Origin of the sequence: Streptomyces sp. NPDC050658, assembly GCF_044457025.1 — a bacterium.
Lineage (GTDB): Bacteria > Actinomycetota > Actinomycetes > Streptomycetales > Streptomycetaceae > Streptomyces.
In genome coordinates, this window is sequence record NZ_JBITGM010000012.1 from 226,345 (window position 1) to 252,261 (window position 25,917).

General features: G+C 66.5%; 24 protein-coding genes. 15 read left to right on the plus strand and 9 right to left on the minus strand.

The window, feature by feature from the left end:
* The first annotated feature begins 26 nt into the window (after positions 1 to 26).
* The 10 genes from ACIBKX_RS33620 (at position 27) to ACIBKX_RS33665 (ending at position 10,599) form a co-directional block, all read left to right on the plus strand.
* Positions 27 to 332: an urease subunit gamma gene (locus ACIBKX_RS33620; RefSeq protein WP_363276343.1), complete on the plus strand. Its 306-nt coding sequence runs from the start codon at positions 27 to 29 to the stop codon at positions 330 to 332.
* Between the two features lie 33 nt (positions 333 to 365).
* Complete coding sequence (locus tag ACIBKX_RS33625; protein WP_363276342.1) at positions 366 to 1,175, plus strand: cobalamin biosynthesis protein CbiX; 810 nt, start codon at positions 366 to 368, stop codon at positions 1,173 to 1,175.
* Positions 1,176 to 1,189: 14 nt separating this feature from the next.
* Positions 1,190 to 1,603: an urease subunit beta gene (locus ACIBKX_RS33630; RefSeq protein ID WP_363276341.1), complete on the plus strand. Its 414-nt coding sequence runs from the start codon at positions 1,190 to 1,192 to the stop codon at positions 1,601 to 1,603.
* Positions 1,600 to 3,321, plus strand: a complete 1,722-nt coding sequence (gene ureC, locus ACIBKX_RS33635) for an urease subunit alpha (RefSeq protein ID WP_363276340.1) — start codon at positions 1,600 to 1,602, stop codon at positions 3,319 to 3,321. Before ACIBKX_RS33630 ends, ureC begins: the two co-directional genes overlap by 4 nt.
* A 6-nt stretch (positions 3,322 to 3,327) precedes the next feature.
* Positions 3,328 to 4,029: an urease accessory UreF family protein gene (locus ACIBKX_RS33640; RefSeq protein ID WP_363276339.1), complete on the plus strand. Its 702-nt coding sequence runs from the start codon at positions 3,328 to 3,330 to the stop codon at positions 4,027 to 4,029.
* A 47-nt stretch (positions 4,030 to 4,076) separates the two neighbouring features.
* Positions 4,077 to 4,697 (plus strand): urease accessory protein UreG, encoded by a 621-nt coding sequence (ureG, locus tag ACIBKX_RS33645; protein ID WP_363276338.1) that lies wholly within the window; start codon positions 4,077 to 4,079, stop codon positions 4,695 to 4,697.
* A gap of 41 nt (positions 4,698 to 4,738) precedes the next feature.
* A complete protein-coding gene (locus ACIBKX_RS33650) occupies positions 4,739 to 5,722 on the plus strand; it encodes an urease accessory protein UreD (RefSeq protein WP_363276348.1) in 984 nt (327 codons plus the stop codon).
* A gap of 37 nt (positions 5,723 to 5,759) precedes the next feature.
* The gene (locus ACIBKX_RS33655) at positions 5,760 to 7,112 is read left to right on the plus strand and encodes an ammonium transporter (protein WP_363276337.1); all 1,353 of its coding nucleotides are present in this window, start codon (positions 5,760 to 5,762) and stop codon (positions 7,110 to 7,112) included.
* A 14-nt stretch (positions 7,113 to 7,126) separates the two neighbouring features.
* Positions 7,127 to 8,509 carry an ammonium transporter gene (locus ACIBKX_RS33660; RefSeq protein ID WP_363276336.1) on the plus strand — a complete coding sequence of 461 codons (1,383 nt, stop codon included), beginning with the start codon at positions 7,127 to 7,129 and terminating at the stop codon, positions 8,507 to 8,509.
* Between the two features lie 659 nt (positions 8,510 to 9,168).
* Complete coding sequence (locus ACIBKX_RS33665) at positions 9,169 to 10,599, plus strand: putative Ig domain-containing protein (protein ID WP_399376790.1); 1,431 nt, start codon at positions 9,169 to 9,171, stop codon at positions 10,597 to 10,599.
* A gap of 39 nt (positions 10,600 to 10,638) precedes the next feature.
* Here ACIBKX_RS33665 and ACIBKX_RS33670 read toward each other — a convergent pair whose 3' ends face one another.
* Positions 10,639 to 11,625 carry an aminotransferase class I/II-fold pyridoxal phosphate-dependent enzyme gene (locus ACIBKX_RS33670; protein WP_363276334.1) on the minus strand — a complete coding sequence of 329 codons (987 nt, stop codon included), beginning with the start codon at positions 11,623 to 11,625 and terminating at the stop codon, positions 10,639 to 10,641.
* A 63-nt stretch (positions 11,626 to 11,688) separates the two neighbouring features.
* The gene (locus ACIBKX_RS33675) at positions 11,689 to 12,201 is read right to left on the minus strand and encodes a hypothetical protein (RefSeq protein WP_363276333.1); all 513 of its coding nucleotides are present in this window, start codon (positions 12,199 to 12,201) and stop codon (positions 11,689 to 11,691) included.
* Between the two features lie 487 nt (positions 12,202 to 12,688).
* Here ACIBKX_RS33675 and ACIBKX_RS33680 point away from each other — a divergent pair, with 487 nt between their 5' ends.
* Entirely contained in the window at positions 12,689 to 13,306 is a 618-nt protein-coding gene (locus ACIBKX_RS33680; protein ID WP_363276332.1) for a chorismate mutase, read from the plus strand.
* An 824-nt stretch (positions 13,307 to 14,130) separates the two neighbouring features.
* Here the strand turns inward: ACIBKX_RS33680 and ACIBKX_RS33685 are convergent.
* The 6 genes from ACIBKX_RS33685 to ACIBKX_RS33710 all read right to left on the minus strand — a co-directional run bounded on the left by ACIBKX_RS33685 (position 14,131) and on the right by ACIBKX_RS33710 (position 18,619).
* Positions 14,131 to 14,745 carry a hypothetical protein gene (locus tag ACIBKX_RS33685; RefSeq protein WP_363276331.1) on the minus strand — a complete coding sequence of 205 codons (615 nt, stop codon included), beginning with the start codon at positions 14,743 to 14,745 and terminating at the stop codon, positions 14,131 to 14,133.
* 231 nt (positions 14,746 to 14,976) lie between these two features.
* Positions 14,977 to 15,519, minus strand: coding sequence for a response regulator (locus ACIBKX_RS33690; protein WP_363276330.1), 543 nt, complete (start codon positions 15,517 to 15,519; stop codon positions 14,977 to 14,979).
* 187 nt (positions 15,520 to 15,706) lie between these two features.
* The gene (locus ACIBKX_RS33695; RefSeq protein ID WP_363276329.1) at positions 15,707 to 16,063 is read right to left on the minus strand and encodes a hypothetical protein; all 357 of its coding nucleotides are present in this window, start codon (positions 16,061 to 16,063) and stop codon (positions 15,707 to 15,709) included.
* A gap of 724 nt (positions 16,064 to 16,787) precedes the next feature.
* A complete protein-coding gene (locus tag ACIBKX_RS33700) occupies positions 16,788 to 17,033 on the minus strand; it encodes a hypothetical protein (RefSeq protein ID WP_399376794.1) in 246 nt (81 codons plus the stop codon).
* 31 nt (positions 17,034 to 17,064) lie between these two features.
* Complete coding sequence (locus ACIBKX_RS33705; protein WP_363276328.1) at positions 17,065 to 17,844, minus strand: calcium-binding protein; 780 nt, start codon at positions 17,842 to 17,844, stop codon at positions 17,065 to 17,067.
* A 70-nt stretch (positions 17,845 to 17,914) separates the two neighbouring features.
* The gene (locus tag ACIBKX_RS33710; RefSeq protein WP_363276327.1) at positions 17,915 to 18,619 is read right to left on the minus strand and encodes a hypothetical protein; all 705 of its coding nucleotides are present in this window, start codon (positions 18,617 to 18,619) and stop codon (positions 17,915 to 17,917) included.
* Between the two features lie 867 nt (positions 18,620 to 19,486).
* On the opposite strand from ACIBKX_RS33710, the gene ACIBKX_RS33715 reads away from it, so the two are divergent.
* The 4 genes from ACIBKX_RS33715 (at position 19,487) to ACIBKX_RS33730 (ending at position 23,495) form a co-directional block, all read left to right on the plus strand.
* A complete protein-coding gene (locus tag ACIBKX_RS33715; RefSeq protein ID WP_363276326.1) occupies positions 19,487 to 19,951 on the plus strand; it encodes a hypothetical protein in 465 nt (154 codons plus the stop codon).
* A gap of 582 nt (positions 19,952 to 20,533) precedes the next feature.
* Positions 20,534 to 22,150 carry a hypothetical protein gene (locus ACIBKX_RS33720; protein ID WP_363276325.1) on the plus strand — a complete coding sequence of 539 codons (1,617 nt, stop codon included), beginning with the start codon at positions 20,534 to 20,536 and terminating at the stop codon, positions 22,148 to 22,150.
* A 356-nt stretch (positions 22,151 to 22,506) separates the two neighbouring features.
* Complete coding sequence (locus ACIBKX_RS33725; protein ID WP_363276324.1) at positions 22,507 to 22,734, plus strand: hypothetical protein; 228 nt, start codon at positions 22,507 to 22,509, stop codon at positions 22,732 to 22,734.
* Positions 22,735 to 22,844: 110 nt separating this feature from the next.
* Positions 22,845 to 23,495, plus strand: coding sequence for a hypothetical protein (locus ACIBKX_RS33730; protein ID WP_363276323.1), 651 nt, complete (start codon positions 22,845 to 22,847; stop codon positions 23,493 to 23,495).
* 121 nt (positions 23,496 to 23,616) lie between these two features.
* Here ACIBKX_RS33730 and ACIBKX_RS33735 read toward each other — a convergent pair whose 3' ends face one another.
* Positions 23,617 to 25,497, minus strand: coding sequence for a DUF4157 domain-containing protein (locus ACIBKX_RS33735; protein ID WP_363276322.1), 1,881 nt, complete (start codon positions 25,495 to 25,497; stop codon positions 23,617 to 23,619).
* Between the last annotated feature and the right edge of the window lie 420 nt (positions 25,498 to 25,917).

Below are 25,917 nucleotides of genomic sequence, written 5' to 3' on the forward strand. Positions count from 1 at the left end.
AGGACTCACGAAAGCGAGACACCCTCATGAACCTCGCCCCGCGAGAGATCGACAAGTTATACGTGTACATCGTGGCCGATCTGGCCAGGAAGCGCCGCGCCCGCGGGCTGCAGCTGAACTACAGCGAGGCGGTGGCCCTCATCAGTGAGGCCATCCTCGAAGGGGCCCGCGACGGCAGGACCGTCGCGGAGTGCATGGAACTCGGCAAGACCATCGTCGGCGGCGGCGAAGTGATGGACGGCGTACGGGACATGGCCGCGCTGATCCAGATCGAGGCGACCTTCCCCGACGGCACCAAACTCGTGTCATGTCACGACCCCGTGGGAGCCTGACCGGTGGCCGCGCCCTCGCCCCGGGCACCCTCGGTGACGAATACCCGCGTGCTCGTCTCCGGGCACGAGCGCGGCCCTGGCGCCCCTGGCTTCCCCGCAGCGGTGATCGGCGGACGCGCCGCGCACCGGGCGGTGAGCGAGGCGCTGGCGACGGCCGAGGGTCCGGTGTGCGTGGTGCCGATGACCCTCGGTCGAGATCCGCACCTCGTCGCCGACACGGCCCGGGCGCTGCACTGGCTGGCCCGATGCGAGGGCGCCGGGCGGATCGTCCTGGCCGAACCCTTCGGTACCCAGGACCACTTGGTCGGATGGCTGCGCGCGGCCGTGCGCCCCTACACCGAGCCGGGCACAGCGGTGCTGCTCACCGCTCCGGCAGCCGACCCCTTCGACGACGCCGACCTGTTCCGGGTGGCACGCCTGGTCCGCCAGTACGGACAGCACCGCTGGGTCGAGGTCGCCTTCCGCGGCGGCGACCCGGACATCGCCGAGGGCATCGACCGCTGCCGACGTCTCGGAGCACGCCAAGTGGTCCTGGTCCCGGCCGCGTTCGGCACCTCGGGGGCCGAGTCCCCGGCCCGGCCCCGCCAGCGAGAGCTGGTGGACCACGGGGCGCTCCTCACCCCGTCCGCCATCGCGGGCGTCATCGAGGCCCGGACCACCGCCGCGCTGCACCGCCTCGAACACGGAGACGACGGCATCGGAGCCGGCCTGGAAGCCGAGCACGGCCACGGATACGCGCACACGCACGGGCCGGCGGACCACGACCACAGCCATACGTCGGTGTCCCACGCGCACAGCCAGCACAGCCAGCCCAGCCACACCCATCCCCACCCCTACCACTGAAGGGAACGCCTGCCATGACAGGTGGTGTCGACTATCTGTACGGCGACGAGCCGGTCGAGATCAACGCGGGCCGCGCGAAGGCGACCGTCACCGTCAGCAACACGGGCGACCGCGCGATCCAGATCGGCTCGCACTATCACTTCTTCGAGGCCAACCGGGCCCTGGACTTCGACCGCAACGCCGCCCTGGGGATGCATCTGGACATCCCCGCGGGTACCTCGGTGCGGATCGAGCCGGGCGCGACCCGCGAGGTGAACCTGACCGCGTACGCGGGTCACCGGCGCCTGGTCGGCTTCAGCAACCTCACCAACGGCGCCGTCGACGCCGGTGACACCCGCATCAGGGCACTGGCCCGAGCAGTGGAGCTCGGCTTCAAAGGTGCCCGCAACGAACTCAACGGCGCCCGCAAGGAAGGCGAGAACCGATGACCACGCTCCCCCGCAAGCAGTACACCGACCTGTTCGGACCCACCGTCGGTGACCGCTTCCATCTCGCCGACACGAACCTGGTCGTCGAGGTGATGAAGGACCACAACGAGGGCCACTACGGCGACGAGGCCCTCTACGGCGGCGGCAAGACCGTCCGTGACGGCATGGCCCAGGACCCCTCGGCCACCGGTGCGATCACCCTCGACACAGTGATCACCAACGTGGTGGTGATCGACCCGATCCTCGGCATCGTCAAGGGCGACCTCGGCATCAAGAACGGCCGCATCGCGGGCATCGGCAAGTCCGGCAACCCGCACACCCAGGCCGGGGTCGACCCCCGCCTGGTCATCGGCCCGGGTACCGAGGTGATCGCGGGCGAACACCAGATCGCCACTGCGGGCGGCATCGACACCCACATCCACTTCATCTCCCCGCAGCAGGCGTTACCCGCCCTGTCCAACGGCATCACCACGATGGTCGGCGGCGGAACCGGCCCGGCGGACGGCACCAACGGAGTCACCAGTACGCCCGGCGCCTGGAACCTCGCCCGGATGCTCCAGGCCGTGGAGGCGCTCCCGGTCAACGCCGGCCTGCTCGGGAAGGGCAACAGCTCCCGGCCCGGCGCACTCGTCGAACAGATCGAGGCCGGGGCCTGTGGTCTGAAGGTCCACGAGGACTGGGGAACCACTCCGGCCGCCCTGGACTGCGCGCTGGCCGTCGCCGACGAGTACGACGTCCAGGTCGCCGTGCACACGGACAGCCTCAACGAGGGCGGCTACTTCGAGGACACCCGCTCCGCGATCGACGGCCGTACCATCCACACCTTCCACAGCGAGGGCGCGGGCGGCGGTCACGCACCCGACATCCTGCGGGTCACGGGCGAGCCCAACGTCTTGCCCTCCTCGACCAACCCGACCCTGCCCTACACCATCAACTCGGTCGACGAACTGCTCGACATGGTGATGGTCTGCCACCACCTGTCCCGCGAGATCCCCGAGGATGTCTCCTTCGCCGACTCCCGGGTACGCGCCGAGACGATCGCCGCCGAGACGGTCCTGCACGACGAAGGCATCATCTCGATCTTCTCCTCCGACTCCCAGGCCATGGGCCGCATCGGAGAGTCCTTCGCCCGCGCCTTCCAGACCGCGCACCACTGCAAGGACCTGCGCGGCAAACTCGACGGTGACAACGAGCGCAACGACAACTTCCGGGTCCTGCGCTACCTCGCCAAGATGACGATCAACCCGGCGATCGCAGCCGGTCTTGCCGACCACATCGGTTCGCTCGAAACTGGCAAGCTGGCCGACGTCGTGCTCTGGCCGATCGGCTCGTTCGCCGCCAAACCCCGCCTCGTGATCAAGGGCGGCCTGATCAACTGGGCGCAGATGGGCGACCCCAACGCCTCACTGCCCACCCCTCAACCCGTGTACTACCGCCCGATGTTCGGCGCCCACGGCAAGGCCACGCAGGCCACGCGGGTCACCTTCATGTCGCAGGCCGGCATTGACGCGGGCATCCCCGAGAAGCTCGGCCTGGACTCCATCGTCCTGCCGGTCCGCAACTGCCGCTCGGTCGGCAAACAGCACATGGTCCTCAACGACCGGGTGCCGAAGGTCGAGGTCGACCCGGAGACGTACAAGGTCAAGATCGACGGTGAGGTCGCCACGATCGAACCGGCGCATGCGCTGCCCCTGACCCAGCTCTTCTACCTCGCATGAGCAGGCATGAGTACGACGGCGCAGGACCTCGACGCACTGCTGGTCAGCCTCCAGCTGACCGACTCGGCCTTTCCCAGCGGGTTCTACACGCTCTCGCACGGGCTCGAAGGCTACGCCCAGGCCAAGGCGGTCCGCCCGGACACCGTCCCCGTGCTTCTCGCCGACCTGCTGCGTCATTCGGCCGGCCCGGCGGACGCCACCGCGCTCGCGATCGCCCACCGGGCCGCCCTGGCGGGCGACTGGTGCCGGGTCGTGGAGAGCGACCAGCGCCTGCACGCCGCCAGGCTCAACCGTGAGCTGCGCCTTGCCGCCACCCGCACCGGACGGCAGTTGCTCGACGTCGTACGCGAGGCGGTGGGCGGCGCCGAACTGGACCGGTACGCGGAACTGGTCGCCGCCAAGCAGGCTCCCGGAACCCAGGCGGTGGCGGCGGGCATTGCCTATGCCGCGGCCGGAGTTCCGGTCGAACAGGCCGTCGCGAGCGACCTGTTCGCGTTCTCGGCGAGCTTCGTCGGCGCGGCGCTCCGCCTGCGGCTGACCGACCACCGCAGGGCGCAGGTCGTCCTGCGTACGACGGCCCCCGTCATCGCCGAGGTCACGACGGCCGCGGTGCGCCGCGACCTGGCGGACCTCGGCGGCTGCGTACCGGCGGCGGACATCATGTCGGGCCGCCACGAGCGCGCCGAGGCACGGCTGTTCGCCTCCTGACCACACCTTTCCCCACCGCACCGATGAGAGAAGAGACGTAGAACGCCATGACGAACAACGTGCTGCGGGTAGGCATCGGCGGACCGGTCGGCTCCGGCAAGACCGCACTGATCGAGGCGCTGGTCCCGATCCTGATCGGGCGCGGCCACCGGCCCGCGGTGATCACCAACGACATCTATACGCAGGAGGACGCCCACCACGTACGCAGCACCCTGGCCGGGATCCTCCAGCCGGAACGCGTGGTGGGGGTGGAGACCGGCGCGTGCCCGCACACCGCTGTGCGCGACGATCCGACGATGAACCTGGCCGCCGGGGCCGAACTCCTGGAGGCCTTCCCGGACATCGACATCCTGCTCTTCGAGTCCGGCGGCGACAACCTCACCCTGACCTTCAGCCCGGTCCTGGTCGACCTCTTCCTCTTCGTCCTGGACACGGCCGAGGGCGAGAAGATGCCCCGCAAGCGCGGCCCCGGCATCACCGAGTCGGACCTGCTCGTCATCAACAAGATCGACATCGCGGAGTACGTACGCTGTGACCTCGCCGTCATGGAGTCCGACGCCCACCGGGTCCGCGAGGGCCGGCCGGTCGTCCTCACAAACTCCCTGACCGGCGAGGGACTCGACGCGATCGCCGACCTGCTCATGGCCTGCCGCAGGCTTCCGGCGTGAGCGCCCTGAAGGCCCTGAGCGCCGTGACGACCGTGAGCCTCATGGCCGCCGAGCCGTCGGCCGGTGCAGAGCCGGACGCCGGGGCCCGCACGGCGCCGCCGCGGCTCTCCCCGGAGCACTACGAGCCGGTCCGGGTCCCGCCCGAGGTGCGGTGCCACGCAGGCCGCCCCGACACTCTGGGCGTAGGCCTCCCCGGCAAGATCGGCCTGCTCGAGCTGGGCTTCGAGAAGCCCGCCGACCGCACCGAACTGGTCGCGCACTACCAGAAGTCACCACTCCAGATCATGCGGCCGCTGTACTACGACCCGCACCGGCCCGACATGGCGATCACGTTCCTGATGGCGACCGGCGGCGGCATCGTCCAGGGCGACCGGCTCCGCATGGACCTGCGCTGCGGCCCGGACACCGCCGTCCACTTCACCACCCAGGCGGCGACCAAGGTCCACGGGATGGAGCACGACTACGCGGTCCAGCAGGTCAACCTCACGGCCGGTCCGGGCGCGTACGTCGAATACCTGCCCGAGATGACCATCCCGTACAAGAACTCACGCTTCTACCAGCGCACCGTCCTCACCCTCGACCCCACGGCGACCGTGCTCGCCGCGGAGACCCTGATGACCGGACGGCTCGCCCGCGGCGAGCGCAACGCCTACGACATCTTCGCGACCGATCTTGAACTCCGTTGGCCCGATGGCCAGTTGGTGGCGCTGGATGTCGTACGCCTGGATCCGAAGACGTCGCCCGGTGTCAGCGGCCCCGCGGTGCTCGCCGGGCACGACCTGATGGCCGGGTTCTTCGCCGTCAGCCCGCTCGCCCCGGCCCGCGACATCGCCGACGCACTGCATGGTGCGCTCGCCGAAAGCGGGCTGCTCTTTGGGGTGAGCGTGCTGCCCCAGGACTGCGGGGCCTGGCTGCGCGTCCTCGGCAGCGACCCGATCGCGGTCACCGCGGCGACCGAGTGCGCCTGGGACGCCGTACGACGACTGCTGACCGGAACCCCGGCGCCCAAGCTGCGCAAGGCCTGAGACCACCCAAGGACCACCCAAGGAGGCGCATCCCGTCATGTCGTCCGCGTTCGACACGGGCAACACGGCCTGGCTGATGGCCAGTACGGCCATGGTCCTGCTCATGACGCCCGGCCTCGCCTTCTTCTACGGCGGCATGGTCAAGACCAACCACGTCCTGGTCATGCTCAAGATGAGCTTCGCCTGTCTGGCACTGGTCACCGTGCTGTGGATGGCCGTCGGTTACTCCCTGGCCTTCGGACCCGACGCGGGTGCGGGCCTCATCGGCAACCTCGACCACGCCTTCCTGCGCGGGGTGGATCTGACCTCGTTGCACGGCTCGATCCCCACCACGATCTTCGCCTGCTTCCAGATGTCGTTCGCGATCATCACGGTCGCGCTGATCAGCGGCTCCATCGCGGGCCGCGCCACCATGCGCGGCTGGCTGGTCTTCGTCGTCGTCTGGACCCTGCTCGTCTACGTCCCGCTCGCCCACTGGGTGTTCGCGCCCGACGGCTGGATCGCCGGGGACCTGGGAGCCCTCGACTTCGCCGGCGGACTGCCCGTCGAGATCAACTCCGGTGCGGCCGGCCTCGCCTGCGCCGTCGTGCTGCGCAAGCGCGAGGACTTCGAACGGCGGCCGATCACCCCGCACAACCTGCCGCTCGTCGTGATCGGGCTCGCGCTGCTCTGGTTCGGCTGGTTCGGATTCAACGCCGGATCGGCGCTCCAGGACGACGGCGCGGCGCCGATGGCGTTTCTCAACACCCAGCTCGCCGCCTGCGCCGCGATGATCAGTTGGCCGATCGTCGAGCGCCTCCAGCACGGCAGGGTCGAGATGCTCGGCGTTGCCTCGGCGTCGGTGGCCGGGATGGTCGCCATCACGCCGTCCTGCGGTGAGGTCTCACCGGTCGGGGCCCTGGTCATCGGCTTCGTCGCGGGCCTGGTCTGCGCCTTCGCGATCACCTTCAAGTACAAGATCCACGTCGATGACACCCTCGACGTGGTCGGGGTGCACGGCTTCGGCGGCATCGTCGGCGTCCTGGGCATCGGCTTCTTCGCCACGGCCGCCATGAGCGGCAGGAAGGGCCTCTTCTACGGCGGCGGCGTCGACCAGCTGGGACGCCAAGCCGTCGCGATCGTCGCCACCGTCGCCTTCTCCTTCTGCGTGACCTGGCTGATCGCCATGGCGATCAACAAGACCATCGGCTTCCGTACGGAGGAGGAGTACGAGGCTGTGCCCGGCAAGGAAGAGGAGGCCGCGTACGACCAGGCCACCGTCGAGGAGATCCGCTCCCGGCTCGCCCCGGCCGGTGGTCAGGCCCCACCGGAGAGCACCGGTGACGAGGCGGCCGCGCAACAGCTCTCGGAGGTCATCACCCTGCTGCAAGTACGGGAGCGCGAGAAGTGAGGGGCACGCACGCCGTGAGCGCCGAAGCCGCGGCAGCCGTCTTCGACTCGGGCAACACCGCCTGGATGATGATGAGCGCCGCCATGGTGCTCCTGATGGCGCCCGGCCTCGCCTTCTTCTACGGCGGCATGGTCAAGACGGGCCAGGTGGTCGCGATGCTCAAGATGTGCTTCGGCTGCGTCACCGTCGTGACCGTCATCTGGTTCGTGGTCGGCCACTCGCTGGTGTTCGGCGAGGACGTCTCCGGCCTCGGCGTGATCGGCGGCCTGGACCACGTCTTCATGCGGGGGATCGGTATGTCGAGCGCCACCGGCTCGGTGCCGACGGTGATCTTCTCCGTCTTCCACATGTCGTTCGCCATCGTCACCGTCGCCCTGATCAGCGGATCGGTGGCGGGCCGGGCGAGCATGCGCGGCTGGATCGTCTTCGTCGTCGCCTGGACCCTGCTCGTCTACATCCCCATGGCGCACTGGGTGTTCGCGCCCGAGGGCTGGGTCGCCAGGCAGGTCCAGGCGGTCGACCTCTCCGGCGGCACCGTCGTCGAGCTGAGCTCGGGTGCGGCCGGCCTCGCCCTCGCGATCGCGGCTGGCCGGCGCGCCGACTTCGCGCGTGAGGAGATCCGGCCGCACAACGTGCCGCTCGTCGTCATCGGCGTATCGCTGCTGTGGTTCGGCTGGTTCGGCTTCAACACCGCCTCCTCACTGACCGTTCCGGGCGGTGCGGCGAACGCTTTTCTCAACTCGCAGCTCGCCGCCGGGGCCGCGATGCTCGGCTGGGCCGTCACGGTCCGGGCACGCAGCCGCCCGGTAGGCCTGCTGGACATGTGCATGGGGGCGGTCACCGGTCTGGTCGCGATGACTCCGGCGGCCGGGGACGTGTCCGCCGTCTGGGCCACGGTCATCGGCTTCCTGGCCGGGCTCACCTGTGCCTTCGCGATCAGCTGGAAGTACCGGCTCGGGGTCGACGACACCTTGGACGTGGTCGGCATCCATGGTTGGGGCGGCCTGTTCGGCATGGTGATGGTCGGGCTGACCGGCACCGGCGTACTGACCGGCCAGAAGGGCCTGTTCTACGGCGGCTCGTGGACGCTGCTCGGCCGCCAGCTGGTGGCCGTGGTGGTCCTGGGCCTCTTCTCCTTCGTCATGACCGCCGTCATCGGCAAGGTCGTCGACCGGACGATCGGACTGCGGCAGGAGGGTGGACCGGTCGAGGGGGAGCAGGTGTACGCGTCCGATGTCGCCGCGCAGCTCAGCGCTCTGGCGGCGTCCGGCCGTGACGGCATGGGCGCTCCGGACCGGGACGACGAGGCGAGCGCGGTGCTCGACCGGATCCGCCGACTGCTTGCGCAGGGGACCAGCTCCGTCCCGGCCGAGCCTCGTGGTCACGAACGACAGTAGATCCCTGGCAGGGTACGGACGTTCACAAGTGCACAATGTTGATCGGTGCGACCCGACTCGGCGGTGGTGACCCCATGGACGGTGTTGGACTGGAGTGGTGGAATGTCAACGAGGGCAGGGGGAGCGCGCCGGGGGTCTGAAACCACGTTGGCGGCGCATGTGGGGGTTCCTCATAGCCTGGCGCCCGGCGTTGTCACGTCTGATGGCGCATCAGTCGGCCAGTGAGGACATGTGTGGTTTCAGACCCCTGGAGTCGTCTCACGGTAAAGCTGTTGTGCTTTGTGCTTTGTGCTTCGTGCTGCGGCGGAGCGCGCCGCCTGGTGCTGAGCCAGGTTCCGGGATCGGCGCGGCCGTGAGCGATGGGCGATCCCGGCCTGCTCATGAACAGCCCGCTAACCCGCTGATGCTGAACCGGCTCCAGGACGACCCGTATCGAGTGTGCAGGCCAGGTGCGGTCCTGCGGCTTTCTCCTCGTCTGATCCTGGGTGCACTGTGCCGGGGGACGGCAACTGTTCTGGCGGAGAGGCGGGGTGCGTTCGTCTGGTGGTGCGTCAGGCAGTGGCATCGGCATCTGCTGAAGCGGCAGCAGCCTCAGTTCGGTCCGTTCAAGCCTGTTCCCCCGATCAACAGGCCGGATTCCGGAGCTGGGAGCGGCGAGGGTGAACAGTGCGGGACGCACCTATACCGGAAACGGCGGCCATTCAAGGCATTCGCCGCGTAAGGAAGGCAGAGCGTTGCACATTCACCAACGCGGGAACCGATTAGGAAGACCCAGCATGAGTACTTGGTCACGATTCCGGAATCTGAAAGGCCCACGGTTTGCACTTGTCGCGGCGGTGCTCGTCGGCAGTGCCGTGGTCGCCGCGCAGCCCACGCCGGCCGCGGGGGCGGCGGGGGCTGCGGCGGCCTCCTGCACAAGCCTGTCGGCCTGCTACGACAACGTCGGCATCAGCCTGGACAGCAACCCCGCAATGGCGGACTTCGACCGCCACGGGAACAGCTTCTCCGACGAGGCGCTGACGGCCGCAGGCGCAGCGCGCGGGGCGACCGTCGACTCGGCGGGGATGCGGTTCACCTTCCCGGACGTGCCCGTGGGCGCAAGCGACAACACCGTGGCCCAGGGGCAGACCATCGACTTGTCGGGGGCCGCAGACAAGCTGGGGTTCCTCATGTCGGGCAGCAACGGGTCGGCAACCGGAACTGGAACCGTCACCTACACCGACGGCTCCGCTCAGAGCTACACGATCACCACGCCCGACTGGCTGTCCACCACGCCGCCGAGCGACGGAGCTGTGGCTGTCAGCACCGCCCACCGCAACGGGCCTGAGGGCGCCTACCCGGTCAACATCTTCTCGCAGACCGTCGCCCTCACCCCAGGCAAGACCCTCGCCTCGGTCACCCTGCCCCCGGGGGGACCGCTGGAACCAAGTACTCCCGCACTGCACATCTTCGCCATCTCCACCCTCACCACGGGCAACACGGTCACGGTCACCCATCCGGGCAACCAGACTTCCGCGGCAGGCACACCGGTCAATCTGCAGATCCAGGCCTCTGACTCCGACCCCGGGCAGACGCTCACCTATAGTGCCGACGGCCTGCCGACCGGCCTGTCCATCAACTCCGGCACCGGGCTGATCACCGGCCGCCCCACGTCCACCGGTACCTCGACCGTCACCGTCACGGCCACGGACACCACGGGCTCAACCGGATCAGCCACCTTCTCCTGGACCGTCAACCCGATCTGCCAGATCACCTATACGGACAGGCACCGCGACAACCGCATTGTCGCCTTGAGGACGTACTCCGCCGAAATCGACATCAAGAACATCGGCAACACCCCGATCAACGGCTGGACGTTGCGGTTCTCTTTCAGGGGCGACCAACGCATCGTTTCGAAGTGGGTCATCGGCGGCAACTATTCACAGTCCGGTAAGGACGCGACGATCACCAACTACTCGTTCCAGCCCACGATCGACGCCGGTGCCACCGCCCCGCGGATCACCCTCGTCCTGGGCTACTACACCAACAGTTTCACTCCCCCCAACTCCTTCACCCTCAACGGAACCACCTGCGTGGACAACATCCCTTGAGCCGGGGGCGCCCAGTCGCCCGCCCGGCGCCGCCGGTGGCTAGCCGGCTGAGTTGGCCATGAGGGTTCTGAGCCCCGAGAGGGTGCGAGGGCTGACCGTGACCCGCAGGAGAGAGGATGGGCTGCTGAGCTTGCAGTCTGTCGTCGTCACGATGCGCCGGATCAGGTCTTCCTCGCACCCCGTCGTGGTCAGCGGCACGAAGTTGGCCTGGCAGGGACCGATGACGGCGTCGGGTGCCAGGCGGGCGAGAAGTTCGCGCACGTGCCGGCGTTCGCGGCGCACCCAGATGATGCCGGCGTCGCGGTCGGGCGGTGCGTCGGGGCCGAAGAGGGTTTCTGCCACCGCGAGTTGGAAGTAGTCCAGAGGAAAGACTTCCTGTGCTTGGGCCATGCGCCTCAGGACCTCGGGGGCGGCGACCAGTGCCCCGATCCGGGCGCCTGCCAGCCCATATGCCTTGGAGAGACTGATGACGCACGTCACTTCCGCGTCGGTCAGTTCCGTGAGGTGGCGTGTCAGCGGTTCGTCTGCGAAGGGATCGTAGGTGAGATCGCAGATGACCGGGCGGGTCCGGGCCGCGCGGATGAGGTAGTCCACGGTGGTCACGTGCCCCGTGGGGTTGTTGGGCGAGCAGACGATCAGCGGGGAGCCGTCGTGAGGGCTCTCCGGGGCCGCCGGCTCCGGCAGCTCTTGTGCGGGGTAGCCCCGCAGCGGAATCCCCTGTGTCTTTGCGGCCAGGCCATAGCCGATGAATCCCGGCACGGGGGCAAGGATCCCCGCCTCGGTGCGGCTGTGGGGTCGTATGGCCAACGCGATGGCCTCGGATGCGCCTTTGGTCAGGAGCACGCGCTGCGGGTCCACCCGGAGATGCGCCGCCACCGAAGCGATCACCTCAGGCTGTTCCCGGCCCGGATATCTTCTCCAGGAGGCTTCCCCCAAGCGTCGCAGAACCGCTGCCTTGATTTCTCGAGGGAGCTCGATGGGGCATTCGGTCAGGTCATTGCCGGGTGAGGGGACTTCACGTCGCACGAGCTGCCTCTCTGCTCTCGCCGAGCCCCGACCCGGAGCCTGCCACCGAACCGTTTCGTGACATCAGGAGGCCGAGGTCGAGGCCGGGATGCCAGGCCCGGCCATCTCGGCTGCCGCACTCCTGGCGACCTCATTGATCTCCGGCAGAGTGAGCCCCATTTCATTGCGCAGGAATTCGACGATCGACCACCACCTCGCCCGCTCCTCGATGAATGCACCGAAATGGTGATAGTAGCGGGGGAGCCAATCCAGGGAGTCCCCGACCGCTTGCTCCTTGCCGATCTTCTCCGCGTACGTCTCCATGTCGATGGCCGCATGGTGAAGAAATTTTCCGCCCGGGAGCTTGGAGCAGAAGTCTTGATAAAAGCGCGTCTCGACGATCAACTCGTGCCAGATATCGTCGAGTTCGCTACAGAGAGGGATGAAAGTGCGACCCGTAAGTGAGGCGATATAGAGAAACTTCAGACACTCCTCTATCTGCCCGTGCAGTTCCGTCTCATCTCGGTCGGAGAACTTCTTTTCCAGCCCCTCCCGCATGTCCGGTGTCAGATAGGACCACAGGTCGACAGCGTTCACCGCGTACTCCTTCTCTTTTCGCGCCTTCCACCCTGAAGGACAGAGCCGATGGAGACTGTTCGTTCGGGGGGTGCCCGTCCCGGGGCGGGCACCCCCCGGCCGTGCATACTTATCAGTTGACGAAGCAGTAGTGCGCGTACGTGGTGAATGCGTCAAAGTGCTCTTCTGTGACGATTCGCTTCAGGCTTTCGAGTGTCATCTCTACACCCCCATTCCTGCACCGTCTCAATATCAGCATCGAAAATTCGAAGCTTGATGTCTTGTGCGATTGCTGCTCATTGGAATGCATGGGAGAAGGTGTCGGGAAGAGGGGCGGGCCGGCAATGTTGTTGCACGCGCTGCATCTTGGTGTGCTTGCTCAGGCGCTCTCGGGCTCCCTCAGGTTCTTGGTGGAGGGCCGAGGCCCGGCCGCCGCAGGGCAGCCCCCTCGGCATCGAACGCACGTACCCCTGTATCTTGTCCCCATTCGCCATGGAAAGGGTATAACTTGCAAATCCGACGTACGTGGTCGGCGTTAGCCGTCGTATCCGCCGTATCCGCCGCGCTGCTGCTCTTCGGCGCGGCCGCCAAGCCCGCCGTTGCCCAGCCGCCTCCCGTTCCCTCCGCGCCTTCCGCCGTTCATGGGCTCACCCCGCTGACTGATCTGTTCGCCGAGCGACTACTGATCGCCGACAAGGTCGCCGCCGCCAAGTACGGCACCGACCGGCCGATCGACGACCCCGCCCGGGAGCAGAAGATCCTCGACGACGTCGCCGCCCGGGCCGTCGCACTCGGGCTGGATGCTGACGAGACCGTCGCCGTCTTCCGGGACCAGATCGAGGCGAACAAACTGGTGCAGCGCGGGCTGTACGCACGCTGGGACGCCCACCCCGAGGAGCGGCCCACCCAGCGGCCGGACCTCGACAAGGATGTCCGCCCGGCGCTCGACCGGATCACCACGCAACTGCTCGACACGCTCGTGGCGACCCAGGGCCTGCGCACCTCACCGTCGTGCGAGCCGCGGTTGTACGGCGCGGCCGCCTGGTCGGCTTACGGGCATGAGCTGGACGTCCTGCATCTGAAGGGGATGGAGCGGGCGTTGCCCTCGGCGTGCACCCGGCCATAGCACGGGCCAGTCGGTCAAGCGGCAGTGCGGTCGGGGCGGCATCGAGGAGACGGGCACGACCCTCGTCTGACGTGCGGCGCACGACCACGGGACGGGATCTCGAATGATCTCACCGGTAGGAATGCGGAGCCGGATCGCTGGGCGATATCCCGCCGCATGGTGACGGCGGTGTGTCCGCTCAGCAGGTGGACCATCGGTGGGACGAGACCGAGTTGTTGCCGGTTTCGAACGCCTTCCAGTACTGGCCCCGATGGAGGCAGCCGATGAACCGCCCGCCGTAGCCGTAGCTTGTAGAGCTGCACGTTCTGACGGGGGTGGCTCCAGCCCAGGTTGACGAGGGAGGACGTGTCGTTGTCGTCGCCGGTGCAGGCTCCGCCGGTGCGGTAGTCGCTGTCGTAGTCCTTGCACATCGCGGACCCGCCGCAGTCGGTCGCGTCGTACATGTTCACTGTGCCGGTGCCGTCACACCGATGAAGGCGATGGAGGCCGTGGCCGCCAGTGCCGACTTGAGCTTTCTCATGACTGATCTCTCCTCTTGATCCCTGGATCCCTCGATGGGGTTCCATGTGGTGATGGGGTTCCATGTGGTGCGGTCCGACACCGTGCCCCCCTTGATCCCGCACGCCCAGGTGCGGCGGGCCCGGCTTCACCCCGCAAGCTCTCTGGCGCGGTCCAGCGCGGCCAGCCGCATCTGGTCCCTGGCTTCGATCACCGCGCCGTACGTCTCCTGGTCGGCGCGCGCATAATGCCGCGTCAGGCGGTGCGCCGTGGCGGCGAGAGGAGTGCTGCGCGCGCAGGCGGCCTCCGCTGTGGCAAGCCGGACCTCAGTGGTAGGGGTGGCCCTTCGCACGTATGCAGTCCGACCACTGACGCACGGCGGAGCGGAAGTCCGGGTGGCGGCGGACCTCGTCAGCATGATCGGGAATGTTCGAGGCGAGAGTCTCGGCCCGGAACCACTCGCGGAGGCCGCCGTAGAGATTGCCCTTGGCTTCGGCCAGGCAGCCCGTACTGGACTGGCCGATCGTCCCGCCGGACGGGATCGTGATCTCCATGGCCTTGGCCCCGTCCCCGGACAGGGCGGTGGCGTAGGCGTGCCGGCGTTCGGGGGAAAGGCGTTGCACATAGGCGGAGTTGGGCCTCTCCGCGCGCTGCCGCTGAGCCTTGCGCAGCAGGCCTCCGCCATAGCCGTGCCTGCGGGCCCAGGCCAGGTCGTCCACCACGTGCGGGAAGTCGCGCAGCTCATCCGGTGTGACGCTCGTGGCCGTCCGGTACCGAAAGCCGTGCCGTGCCATACATCGGCGGACGAGGACGTCCTCGGCCCGGTCCAGCAGCGCGAGCTCCCGCCCGGTGGCTTTCCTGGGGGGATCGTCGTCGACCGTGGGGGCCTCGCCGCAGGCTGCGGCGACGACGGTGAGGAGCAGACCCCACACCACAAGCACGCGCCGAGGGCCGATAGCCCTTCCACGCACAGCTGTCCCCGTCCCTCGACTTCGAGTTCACGTCCGACGGCGTCTGCCTCTGCTTCTGGCTCCGCCTCTACACGTGACCGGAGTCTGCGGCCGCCCCACCGCGCGCCGACAGGTGCTTCGGGCATGCCCGAAACACCTCACCTTTCCGAGGGCCTGCTGCCTTCTTCACCACGGTGGGCCGCACCGTGCCAAGGGCCTGAATCAGAACTCGAGTTGAGCATGTTCAGCGGTGCCGCCGCTGATCTGCCTGCTGAGGTCGGGGGTGTGCCACAGTCCGAAGCGACCGTTGCTGATCGGTCCGACAGGCCCGTCCTTCAACTGGGCCCGGAGCTCGTCGTTCTCCAGTTGCAGGGATTTCAGCTGCTGGTGGGTTACGAAGAGATGGTGGACCTTGGTGCGCAGCACCAGTGGGGTGATGGGCTTGACGGCGATGTCGGCCACGCCGAGCTGGAAGGCCGTGTCGGCGATCTCGCGGCTGACGTCGAAACCGGTCAGCAGAATGATGGGGATGGAACGTGTCTGGTCCAGATGGCGCATATAGCGCACAACGTCAAGACCGCTCACGCCCGGCATCTGCACATCGAGCAGGATGAGCCCGACGTCCTCGCGCAGCGCCACCTTCAGGGCGTCGTCGCCGTTGGTCGCGCTCATCATCTGGTGGCCCAGAGAGGCCAGCGCACTCTCCAGTGCGAACACGGTGTCCTTGTGGTCGTCGACGATGAGGATCACGGAGTCGGTCGGCATGGACTGGACCTCCCCTCTGAGTTGATTGACCTGCTGCTGTGCTGCCCGGCAAGGCGAAGAGCGTCCAGGTACGGAAGAGAGTCCGATGGGTATGGAAAAGTGCCAGAGGCGTCAACCCGTGCCGCCACGCCGCTAGCCGTCAGGAACGCGCCGTCGGGGCTCCTGCGCGCGGCGGCGATGAGCGAAGTCATTCGGACGATTCCGCCGGAACGTGAGGCGCGCAGCCACCGGCCGCGGCGCCGTCGGACCCGTCCGGGGCTTGATCCGGCAGGGGGATACGAGCGACTCGGCCTTCTGCGATCTGGTGCACGTCCCGCAGAGCCTCGTTCACCCGTGCCAGCAGGAAGCGGAGCTGAGTCGGGGTGGCCCTGGAGTCGGCGAGCAGGTTGGAAGCATGGCCGAGCAGAGCGCCCGCCATGGAGAGCTGCATGCTCTCCACGCTGTTCGCGCCACGGGTGATGAAGCCGCTGCCGACGGAGCTGCAGGGCTTCCCTGCCATGGTCGTGCGCTGCAACGACCGCACGGTTTCGTCGTCCTTCATCATGTCGTCCTGCCTTCTTGGGTGCGTACCACGAGTTCGCGTTTTGGCGGCCGCGTGGGTGAGGCGGAGGCGGGAGACCGTGTGCGTCATGGCCGCCGCACGCATGGCTCCAGTGGCTGATTCCTTCGCCTCGCTCCTTCTTCTGACCGGCCGATCAGGGTCCCTGCGGGCCCGCGACCCCCGGGATCTGTCTGCCCTGCACGGTGCTGTTGTCGGCAAGCCGTCCCGCGACCGTCAACGGGCGGGCCTCGCCAGGGGTTTGTCTGGGCAGGCAGAGGGCGGATGCCCTCCGGGACTCCGGTCCCGATACCAGAGGCCGATGCAGTTATTGCTGACTATCACCCGCAGGGTTGCCTGCTTATCGGCAGTATCTGTGGGTAGGGACAATAGAAGGCCGCCAGAACGACGCCGTACAGAGGTCCGAGACCCTACAGTCGAAGCAAACGACGCAAAATTGTGCCCTTGTGAAATCGAACGGCGGCATTCCGTTCACGGCACACTGGCGAGGAGTCCGGTCGGCAGCAGGTCTACGTTCCGGGATGTACGGCTGTCCCGTACCACTGATCCGTGTGCAGTCCCTTCGCAGCTGTACCGGCACCGCCACAGCTGCGCCTTCCACATCGTCGCAACGGCCTGAGGCGACGTCGAATCAGTCCAATCAGACGACGCCGAATGCGTTGTCCGGGGTCCTGCCCGGCGGCGTGGAGCCCCATGTCCGGCTCGTCCTTCATCCGCAGCCGGTGGCACCAGATTTGACCAGCCACTCCACCGTGGCGTCGACCCGCTGCGTACGGACGTCCAGCGGGACGTCACGTCTCCCACCGACCTTGTCGTCGAAGTGCCGCTGGTTTTTGGCGACCTTTGGCTCCGGAAGTTGCTGGAACCACCATCCCAGGCAGGTCCGACAGACGATCGAGACGGCGCTCCGCAGAAGTCCGCGAAGCGCCGTCATGGCCCGGTACCGGTCGGTCATCCGGCGAATGCGCTGTACGACCGGGGTTTACTCAGGGGCAGTTGATGGCTGTGTCGCCGGTGTCGCGGTTGCAGGTGTCGAAGCCGAGGCCGCCGTCGAGGCTGTCGTTGGCGATCATGCCGTCCACCGCGTTGAGGGTGTCATTGCCCTCGCCGCCGTTGTGCGTGTCGTTCCCGCTGCCGCCGGTGGCGGTGTCGTTGCCCTGGTTTCCGTTGAGAGTGTCGTTGCCGCTGTCGCCGCCCAGGGTGTCGTTTCCGGCGTTGCCGTTGATGGTGTCGTTGCCCGCCAGGCCGGAGATGGTGTCGTTGCCCGGTCCGCCGTTGATGGTGTCGTCGCCGGGAGTCGCCAGCAGGCCGAAGGACGCCGGGTCGTCACCGATGAGCCGGTCTGCCCGCGGACCACCGTTGAGCCGGTCGTCGCCCTCGCCACCGATCACCGTGCCGGCAGCGTCGACATTGGGGGAGATGGTGACCTCGTCGTCGGCGTCCTTGCCGTTGACGCGAACGGCCGTGACGGGCAAGGGGCATTCGGCCGTGTGGTCCGAGCTCGCCCGGCAGGGGGCGACCGCCGCGACCGTGTCACCGGTGTCCGTGACGAGGACGACGTTGCCCCGCCGCTGGACGGTGATGTCGTTCGCCACCCCCTCGTCGGCCGTGACGATCAGGCTGCTGCCGACCTCCTCGACGACCGTGGTGCCGGCTCTTTCCCCGCCGCCGGGCACCGCGCCGGCCACGGAGGCGGCGCCGACCTGCGAGGCGACGACGAGTGCGCCGACGGCCAGGGTCATGGTGCAGATGCGCCGTGTCTTCATCAGTGTTCGCCCTTCGTTTCGTCGTGTCGTGCCCAGCTGCCGGGGTCGGTGGATTCCGCCCGCGTGCTGATCACGGGCAACCGCTGATGCTGTCGCCCAGGTCGGCACGGCAGTTGTCCGCTTGCGGGCCGCCCTCGACATAGTCGTTGCCGCCGACGTTGTCCACGGCGTCGATCGCGGCCCGGCCATTGCCGCCGTCGGCGTAGTCGTTGCCTGGGCCGGCGACGATCTGCTCGCTGCCGTTGCCGCCTTCGATCACATCGTTTCCGGCGTTGCCGTTGATGAGGTCTGCGCCGCCGCGCCCCTCGACGGAGTCGTTGCCCGCGCCGCCGAAGATCCTGTCCGCCTCGGCTCCTCCGATGAGCGTGTCGTTGCCCGCGTCGCCCGAGAGGAAGTCGGAGCCCTCGTCGCCTTGGAGGGTGTCGTTGGCGGAACCGCCGTAAAGGTTGTCGTCGCCCGGGCCGCCAATGAGGGTGGTGCCGAGGCTGGGCAGTGACGAGGCGACGTTGTCGTTCTGATCACCCGCGTTGACCACGAGTTCGGTGGTGCCGACGGCAGGGCAGGCCGCCTCGGTCGCGCTGATGGCGATGCAGGTGCCGGACGGTGCGACCACGTCTCCGGTATCCCTGATCCTGATGCTGCCGCCGCTCTGCCATACGGTGATCGTGTTACCCCGGCCCACACCGGCGACGACAGTGATGGTCGTGCCGGTCTTGTTCACCAGTGTCGAGGCGAGATTCTCTGCGGGCGGCGGTGCGGCGGAGGCAGCAGCCATGCCCGTGAGACAGGAAATGGCGCATACCGTAGCCAGAACCGCCGCAGTGGTTCGCGAATGTCTTCTTCTCATTTCCAACCCTCCTTGAAGAGTAGGTGGGAATGTTGAATTCGGTTCATCGTCCGCTCCCATGTCCCGAGACAGGCATCCGTGCACAGACAATCGGTCCCGTACCTGTCTCCGATTACCAGTGCAGCCCTCACGAGTCGCACGTAGTGAGGGGATGGTGGGGGGGGGGGGGGCTGGCGTGATGGATCCCGTTACGGCGCCGATTCCCGGATGCTTCCGAGGCGCACAGTGGTCATCGACGCATTCCCTCCCTGTCCTGCCCATGGCGCCGACGCCTGGTGGCGCGTCGGAGCAGCCGGAGCGTCCGGACACCGAAGCATGTCGGAGTATGAAACCCGGCTGAAGGCGAATTACCGCCATTACTGCATTTCTTGACTCCCTGTCCGCTTGCGGCTCTGCCAGGCCTGATCCCGACCGCCGGGTGTGCAGGAGCTAGGGCCAGGGCTGCGGTTGGAGAGGACCGTAGATGGTTGAAATCCTCCCAGTTCTAAAGACGGGGAGGGGTGAGGAGAGGGAAAACAGTTTCTCCCGCAACTTCCCCAGAAGCTTGACCATGTGGCCCCGGAGGAGAAGCCTGCTATTAGACATTATCGGAGACCTGATCGTCATGGATATTGGCTTGATAGTGGTTGGCCTGGCCCGGCTACTCAAGTCCCGCCCACGACGCGCGCGCCTTCCGGCCATCTGGGGACGCGAATGCGTCAACCGCGTGCGGAGCCACCCCTGTTCTCATTGAATTGGTGCCAGGGTCTGGGGGCGGTAACGGAAGAGTTACCTGCCTGAGCCAGGGAGTGTTTAGTGGGCAAGAGAGTCGCAGCGCTGCTGTTGACGGCGGCAATTACCACCTTGGGCCTTGTCGGCCAGGCGAACGCCGCGCCGTTGGACCATGCCGCTTCGGGGGTTGTGGCCGATTCAGTGAAGCCAGGAGCTGAGGCGAACCAAGTACGCCATGCACCGTTCACTCTCCACCACAATCAGTCTGTCAGTTCAGACACGGCCCGGCTGGTCATGCAGTCGGACGGCAACCTCGTGATCTACGACGAGTTCAATCGTGCCCGGTGGGCGTCCAACACCGTGGGGCAGGGATGGACGGCCCGCTTTCAGACGGACGGCAACCTTGTCGTCTACACCCGCTCGAACCGTCCGGTATGGGCATCGAATACGGCGGGCCGCCCAGGCTCGCGTCTGGTGATCCAAGATGACGGCAACGTCGTCATCTACGACGGCAGCCGCGCCGTGTGGGCGTCGGGCACCAATCACTAAGTACCTTCAGTTCGTCCACTGACCGGTGATGACAGGACGGACAGGGGACCAGGCCCCCGGGCAGTTGAGCGAGAGATTCGGCGTCTCGACTCACGCCCGGGGGCCGCGTCCGTTGTCCGCTTTGCTCGTCACCGTGTGACGAGCCGGCCCGTCATCCTCCGGAGCCGCCCGGCGTGCTCCGTGGCCATAGCTCTGGACCCTTCCGGAGGGTGTGCTGCTGTGCCACGTGCCGTCGTGCCCGTGCACGGCGTCGTACGCAGGCAACGGGAAGGGCTGAGCCCAGCGGATTCCCGCCCGGTCGAGAAGTCACCCCCGCTGCCCGAGGGATGACAGCGAATTGCGACATAGGAAGAGGGGGAAGGAAAAGCATTCGACGCTGGAGTCGTCGCTCCCGGCACCGGTCATACCCGGTGGGGCATCGAGTGCTGCGGCGTGAGTGTAAGGACCTGAGTGATGACAGCGATGAAGTCGTATGACGCGGTATGTTCCGTGGGCCGCCATCTCCCCTATCAAGGCGCTGACCGCAGCACCGGGGGTAACCCGGTGCCGCCCAGCATGTACTGCTTGAGCGGGATCGACAGTATGGGCGGAGTCACCTACGAGCGCTACGCCTGGGACCCTGCCTCCGGTAAGCCCTGGACGGGAGACGCTCCCCTCGACACCGGTACGCTGACCGACCTGCTCGGTGGCATCAACGTCTTCAGCGATACGTCGGATCCGTATCTCTTTGACGGCACGAAACCGCTGGACGCGGCGCTCTGTACGGGTGACCCCTACACAGTTCACCTCTTCCAAGGCAGCCAGTGCTATCGGGTCTCCGTCGCCAGAGCCACCGGGCACGTCCGGAACACTGATACCCAGGCGCGCCCCATCAAGGACGTCTTCGGCTACGACTTCAACAGCAACGGCGGCGAGTTCCCCTTCCCCTCGGTCGACGCAGCCCTCTACTCACCTACCGACAACAAGATCTGGTTCTTCTCCGGCGCCAACTGCGAATCATTCGACGCGGACACCTTCAAACCAGACCATTGGAAGGGTGAGACCGGCGGCTGGGGAAGCTACAACCCCGCCATCGCCACCACCTGGACCGGCCTGCCCGCCGCTCTCGACAACGGCATCAGCTGGGCCACCACAAAACTCACCGACTCCGGGGAACAGAACAGCGGCTGTCTCGTCAAAGACACCACCTGGTGCCCCGTCACCCTCAGCACCACCACCGCGAATATGGCCCTGTTCACCGAGCCGGGCGACCACACCTACACCGTTCCCGCGGGCGTAGACACCCTCAGCGTGGAACTCTGGGGACCTGGCGGCTGGGGCGGCGACGGTGGCGCCACCTGCCAGTACGGGCCCGGCGGCCCCGGCGGCAACGGCGGTCCCGGCGTCTACCTCCGAGACTCCGCGTTCCCCGCCGCTCAGGGCCAGACCCTCACCATCAGCATCGGCAAACCAGGCGAGTACACCAGCCTTGCCGTCACCAGTGAGTCCGTCCTGATCGCCCCCGGAGGAGGCGGCGGCGGTGGCGGCGGCTCCGACGGCGGCGGTGCCGTCGGTGGTGCCGGTGGTGGCGATGGCGGCGGCGACGGCCGCGTCGCGGGCATGCAGGGCTATGGCGGCCATGGCTCCACCGGTAACAACCCTTACTGGGGCGGCAGCGGCGCCGGCGCTGGTGACTACGGCCAGGGCAACGGCGCACCCGGCTCAGGCGGTGCACCCGGTGCGGACGGCGTGGGCGGCCAGGGCGGTGGCGGAGGCGCCGGTGCCGGTGGCGGCGTCGGAGGCGGCGGAGGCGTCGCCCAGGGCGGCTACGGCTCCAACGGCGGTGGTGGCGATGGTGGTGGCGTCGGTGGGGGCGGTGGTGGCGGAGGCCCCGCCTACATCAGTGGCGGTACGCCTTCCGCCGGCGGTGTCGGCGGTGGCGGTGGCGGCAGCGGTCAGAGTGGTGGCGGCGGTGGTGGAGGCGCCGGCTTCGGCGGCCACGGCGCCGGTGGTGGCGGTGGAGCCGCCGCCGGTGGTGGCGGTGGGGGCTCCGCCGGCAAACCTCTCGTGCGCGACGCCAACGTCACCACCGTGGACTACGGTTCCGGCACCGCACCGGGCGGTCAGGCTCCCGGCGGCATCGCCACCGGGGGCACCGGCGGCGCAACTGACGCACCCGGAACACCCGGAACATCGGGCGGAGCCCGCATCCTCTGGTAGCCGACCCCACGGCGGGCCCTGCCTCAGACCACATGAGGCAGGGCCCGTGCTCGTGAGGCATCCGGCACCTCGGACCATCAACGGCCGAGTTGAAGCCGCCGAAGACTGCGTGCCGACTCAACCCCCAATTGGCTGAGACGGGTATGCGCGCCGATTGACGCCGTGGCAGCGTCGGCAGCAGGGGATCAACGGGACATACGACGGACGACAGCCGTTCGCTCTGCGGGCCTCGCGGCGCAGAAAACGGTCGGCTACGACCCCCGCTATGACGACCCCAATCTGACACTCCGGGTCCTTGACTGCTCGGACGGCTCCAACGGACTCATCACGAGTACGGGTGGCAAACCTTGGGAGAGGTGGAGAGCTTTCCCTATGCCGTGGCGATCGACCAAATCGCGGGCTGGAACTCCCCGTACTGTGGAGCGCAGGTACGAATCAGCTATGGCGGGAGAACAATCACCGCTACCGCCGTCGACCGTGCCCAAAGCGGCGCTGTGCTCTCGAAGGCAGCAATGGACGCGCTGACCGATGGCCGAGCCGATGAGCTCGGTACGGTGACAGCGAACGTCGAGGTGACTGGCTGACCCGGCTGCGACCCATGTGGGTGTACGCCAAGGGTGGCACCCAACTATTGGGCCACAATATGGCAATTCTGACGTACAAGCATTTATCAGAAGAACGTCAGGAGGATGCCATGACCTGGAAGAAGACTGCGGCCCTCGCCGCCGGGACTGTCGTACTGGCAGGGGCGGTGGCGGCCCCCGCCAAGGCCTCCGAGGTCACCACTGCACAGGCGGCGGCCTGTCCCATCGCGTGGGGCAGTCTCGCCGAGACTCGGGCCCTGAGCACGTTAAATCCCCTGACGAATGTCAGGACCGGGCAACACGGCTGTTGGGACCGCGTGGTCATCGACGTTCCCAAGGCTGCCGTCGGCGAACTCGGCTACTACGTCAGGTACGTCGACAAGTTCGCCATGGACGGATCCGGCGAGGTCGTGCCGGTGTCCGGCGGGGCCATCATCCAGGTCAGCGTGCACGCACCCGCGTACAACGTCAGCACCGGCGCCACCACCTATCCCGCCACGGCGGGGAAGAAGCTGCCCGGTGTGGATCTCGCCGGGTACCGCACCCTCCGGGACGCGCGGTACGGAGGCACCTTCGAAGGCATGACGCAGATCGGTTTGGGCGTCCGCGAGAAGCTGCCCTTCCGCGTGTCCGTCCTGAACGGACGGATCGTGATCGACGTCGCCCACAACTGGACCGGCACCCCCTGGCAGCCCAAGCCCGAGAGCAAGGCCTACGCCCAGTGGGGGCTGTTGCAGCCCCGACAACTGGCGCGGCTGTAGGGCGACGCCGTCGCGTTTGGACATTGAGGGGAGGGTGCGGCAACGGGACTACTGGCCCGCACCCGCCCTCACCATCCGGCCTTGTGCTGAAGGGCTCGTGGCCGCAGACGGCTGGTCGATATTAATCGATAGATACCTTCCCGAGGGTCGAAGAAAACGCATCCAGCATCGTTGCTTTCACGCCGTAAGCCTTGGGGAATATGCTTTTCGTGCATAGCGGCCATAGGTAAAGATCATGAAAATCTTGAATTCCCCGACGCAGCGAGTCCCTTTCGAATGAAATCCTGTCAGGGAAGCATCTCTTAATGCTTTCAGGGGTAACCCCCGTCGTCCCGGTGGTGACGATACTCTCGATAGAATCCCAAGACAATTTAGTAGTTGTGACGATCTCCTGCGCGCCTTCGCCGCCAGCCAGCAGGGTTTCGTCACCCCAGACCTGGTACGGATCCGGGTGGGCCGGCGAGCTCACCCATAGGGACGTGTTATTGAGGTAATCGTGGACTGATGCTGCTCCACATAGCTGGATAACACTAGAGGCGAGCATCTGGAGATATGCCTGGTAATTCTCTTGCCGAGTTCCGTGCAGGTTCTCCTTGACGCCGGATGCGGCAACTCGGGCATCATAGCTAGTATTTTCTTGCCCCGTTTCTGGATCCGTTACTGTAATTTTATCCGGGTCCGTGAGGTCGTACAGATACCTTCCTGAGAGTTTGTCCTGCAAACCTTCCGTTAAATACTTGACTTTATCCCAGTTGGGTACGCTCGGGCTGGTTGTTTGCCGCTTCAGCCATGATATATGCCACTGCATCACCATAGTCTTATTGATGAGATGACCTGCTGCGAAGGAATCCTGGAGGAAGTGATTTGCGTAGCCGCAGTACCAGTATGCGTGGCGGGCCCACTCCAGTCCGTTTCCTTGATAGTTCGCATACGCCCTCTGAGCTGCAGTGACGGCCTTGTCGTACCACAGACGCCAGCGCCACCAGGAGAAGGGGACGAAGTGAGACGCGTTCCTGGCCAGCATCCCCTTATAGTGATCTCTGCTCTGCGGTCCGAGGTTGGCCGTCTGACTCTCCATTCGATTGACGAAAGACATGGCATTCAAGTCGGTGGCCAGCTCATCAAAGATTCCGAGGTCGGGCCAGAAGTCCGCATAGATACTTTGAGTAAATTCTCGGTTCCCCGGTCCGTTGAGGAGCTTCTTGTCGATGCGGTTGAATGCCTCTTGCCGTGCACTCTGGACGATCCCCAGTACAATGCCACGATTACGGGTGGAACCTATGTCGAACTCACTCGGGCTTGCCAAGTAGTCAGGCAGGCTCGCGATATCCCCTGCGGTAAACGTGAGACCGTTTTCCATCGTAACGCAGGAGATCCGCGGAAGAATATTCTTGATCGTGGATACATTCGGATTTGAGTTGTTCGCCCACAACTGCTGGATGTTATAACGAATACCCTCCGAATGGGAGGCTCCCCTGCCATTTGCCATGTCGTCAAGCACGTCGGCATCCATGTTGCTGCACAGCCAATGCTCCCAAGTAGAATGGCATTGCACCAGGAGCGAGCCATCCAGTGGAGTTCTTCGGGGCGCTGGTCCGTGATACTTAATCATCGAACCTTTGATTATCTGATCTGCTACGCACTTGGCAGCAGACTCTGAGGCATCATCATGAGATGCGATCCAATCAGGCCCAACTGCACTGGGCCGGCTGGCTTGCTGTATCGCATGTGTTATCTCATGGGCGATTAATCCCAGACCATCCCGAGTGTTTGGATTGAAGCACCCACGCCGGAAAAATATGTCAGACCCCACGGTGAAGGCATGTGCATCAAACTTTCGCGCCAACGCGTCTCCATCGCACTCGGCATGCACTCTGATTTCACTGAGATCCATTGCAAAGTATTTCCCGAGGGTTGTTCTGAGCCTTTGCCCCAACGGCTGCCCTCTGCCGACGCTTCGTCGTATTCGATTGGCGTCGTCTGCATTAATGATCTGCGTCATACGAACTCCATCGAGCTAGGGTGCCTTCTTCCCGAAGCGCAGCAGTCCTCCCTCCTGGGCGGTGCGGTATCGATTTCTATGTCTCGTCTTGGCGGCCCGCCCTCCCCGGCCCGGCTGCGTCGCCCATGCTCCGAGGCCTTGCTGCGAACGATCAGCTCACTGGCTGCCGGGGTAGGTGGCCGTCGGCGTCGAGGAGGCGGGCGCGGTTGAGTCGGAAAGGGTGCCGGCAGGGACGGCCCAGGGCGGACACGCGTCGCGAGCTGAAGTCGCCAAGACCAACAGCCAAGGCTTGGCCAAGGCCCGACCCACCGACGTCGGCGAGGACGACCGGGATGGAACTCAATGCGAGGGCCAACCCTCAGAGGTGGACATAGAAGTCTCTATAGCATCACCTCGATGGGAAGCAGGTTGCTGAACAGG

Coding starts and splice junctions, on each gene's coding strand:
- ACIBKX_RS33690 (WP_363276330.1), bottom strand. CDS start 15,519: ATGCCGACCGACTCCGTGATCCTCATCGTCGACGACCACAAGGACACC.
- ureG (WP_363276338.1), top strand. CDS start 4,077: ATGACGAACAACGTGCTGCGGGTAGGCATCGGCGGACCGGTCGGCTCC.
- ACIBKX_RS33655 (WP_363276337.1), top strand. CDS start 5,760: ATGTCGTCCGCGTTCGACACGGGCAACACGGCCTGGCTGATGGCCAGT.
- ACIBKX_RS33735 (WP_363276322.1), bottom strand. CDS start 25,497: ATGACGCAGATCATTAATGCAGACGACGCCAATCGAATACGACGAAGC.
- ACIBKX_RS33640 (WP_363276339.1), top strand. CDS start 3,328: ATGAGTACGACGGCGCAGGACCTCGACGCACTGCTGGTCAGCCTCCAG.
- ACIBKX_RS33710 (WP_363276327.1), bottom strand. CDS start 18,619: ATGGCTGCTGCCTCCGCCGCACCGCCGCCCGCAGAGAATCTCGCCTCG.
- ACIBKX_RS33730 (WP_363276323.1), top strand. CDS start 22,845: ATGACCTGGAAGAAGACTGCGGCCCTCGCCGCCGGGACTGTCGTACTG.
- ureC (WP_363276340.1), top strand. CDS start 1,600: ATGACCACGCTCCCCCGCAAGCAGTACACCGACCTGTTCGGACCCACC.
- ACIBKX_RS33695 (WP_363276329.1), bottom strand. CDS start 16,063: ATGATGAAGGACGACGAAACCGTGCGGTCGTTGCAGCGCACGACCATG.
- ACIBKX_RS33720 (WP_363276325.1), top strand. CDS start 20,534: ATGGGCGGAGTCACCTACGAGCGCTACGCCTGGGACCCTGCCTCCGGT.
- ACIBKX_RS33650 (WP_363276348.1), top strand. CDS start 4,739: ATGGCCGCCGAGCCGTCGGCCGGTGCAGAGCCGGACGCCGGGGCCCGC.
- ACIBKX_RS33705 (WP_363276328.1), bottom strand. CDS start 17,844: ATGAAGACACGGCGCATCTGCACCATGACCCTGGCCGTCGGCGCACTC.
- ACIBKX_RS33630 (WP_363276341.1), top strand. CDS start 1,190: ATGACAGGTGGTGTCGACTATCTGTACGGCGACGAGCCGGTCGAGATC.
- ACIBKX_RS33700 (WP_399376794.1), bottom strand. CDS start 17,033: ATGACCGACCGGTACCGGGCCATGACGGCGCTTCGCGGACTTCTGCGG.
- ACIBKX_RS33620 (WP_363276343.1), top strand. CDS start 27: ATGAACCTCGCCCCGCGAGAGATCGACAAGTTATACGTGTACATCGTG.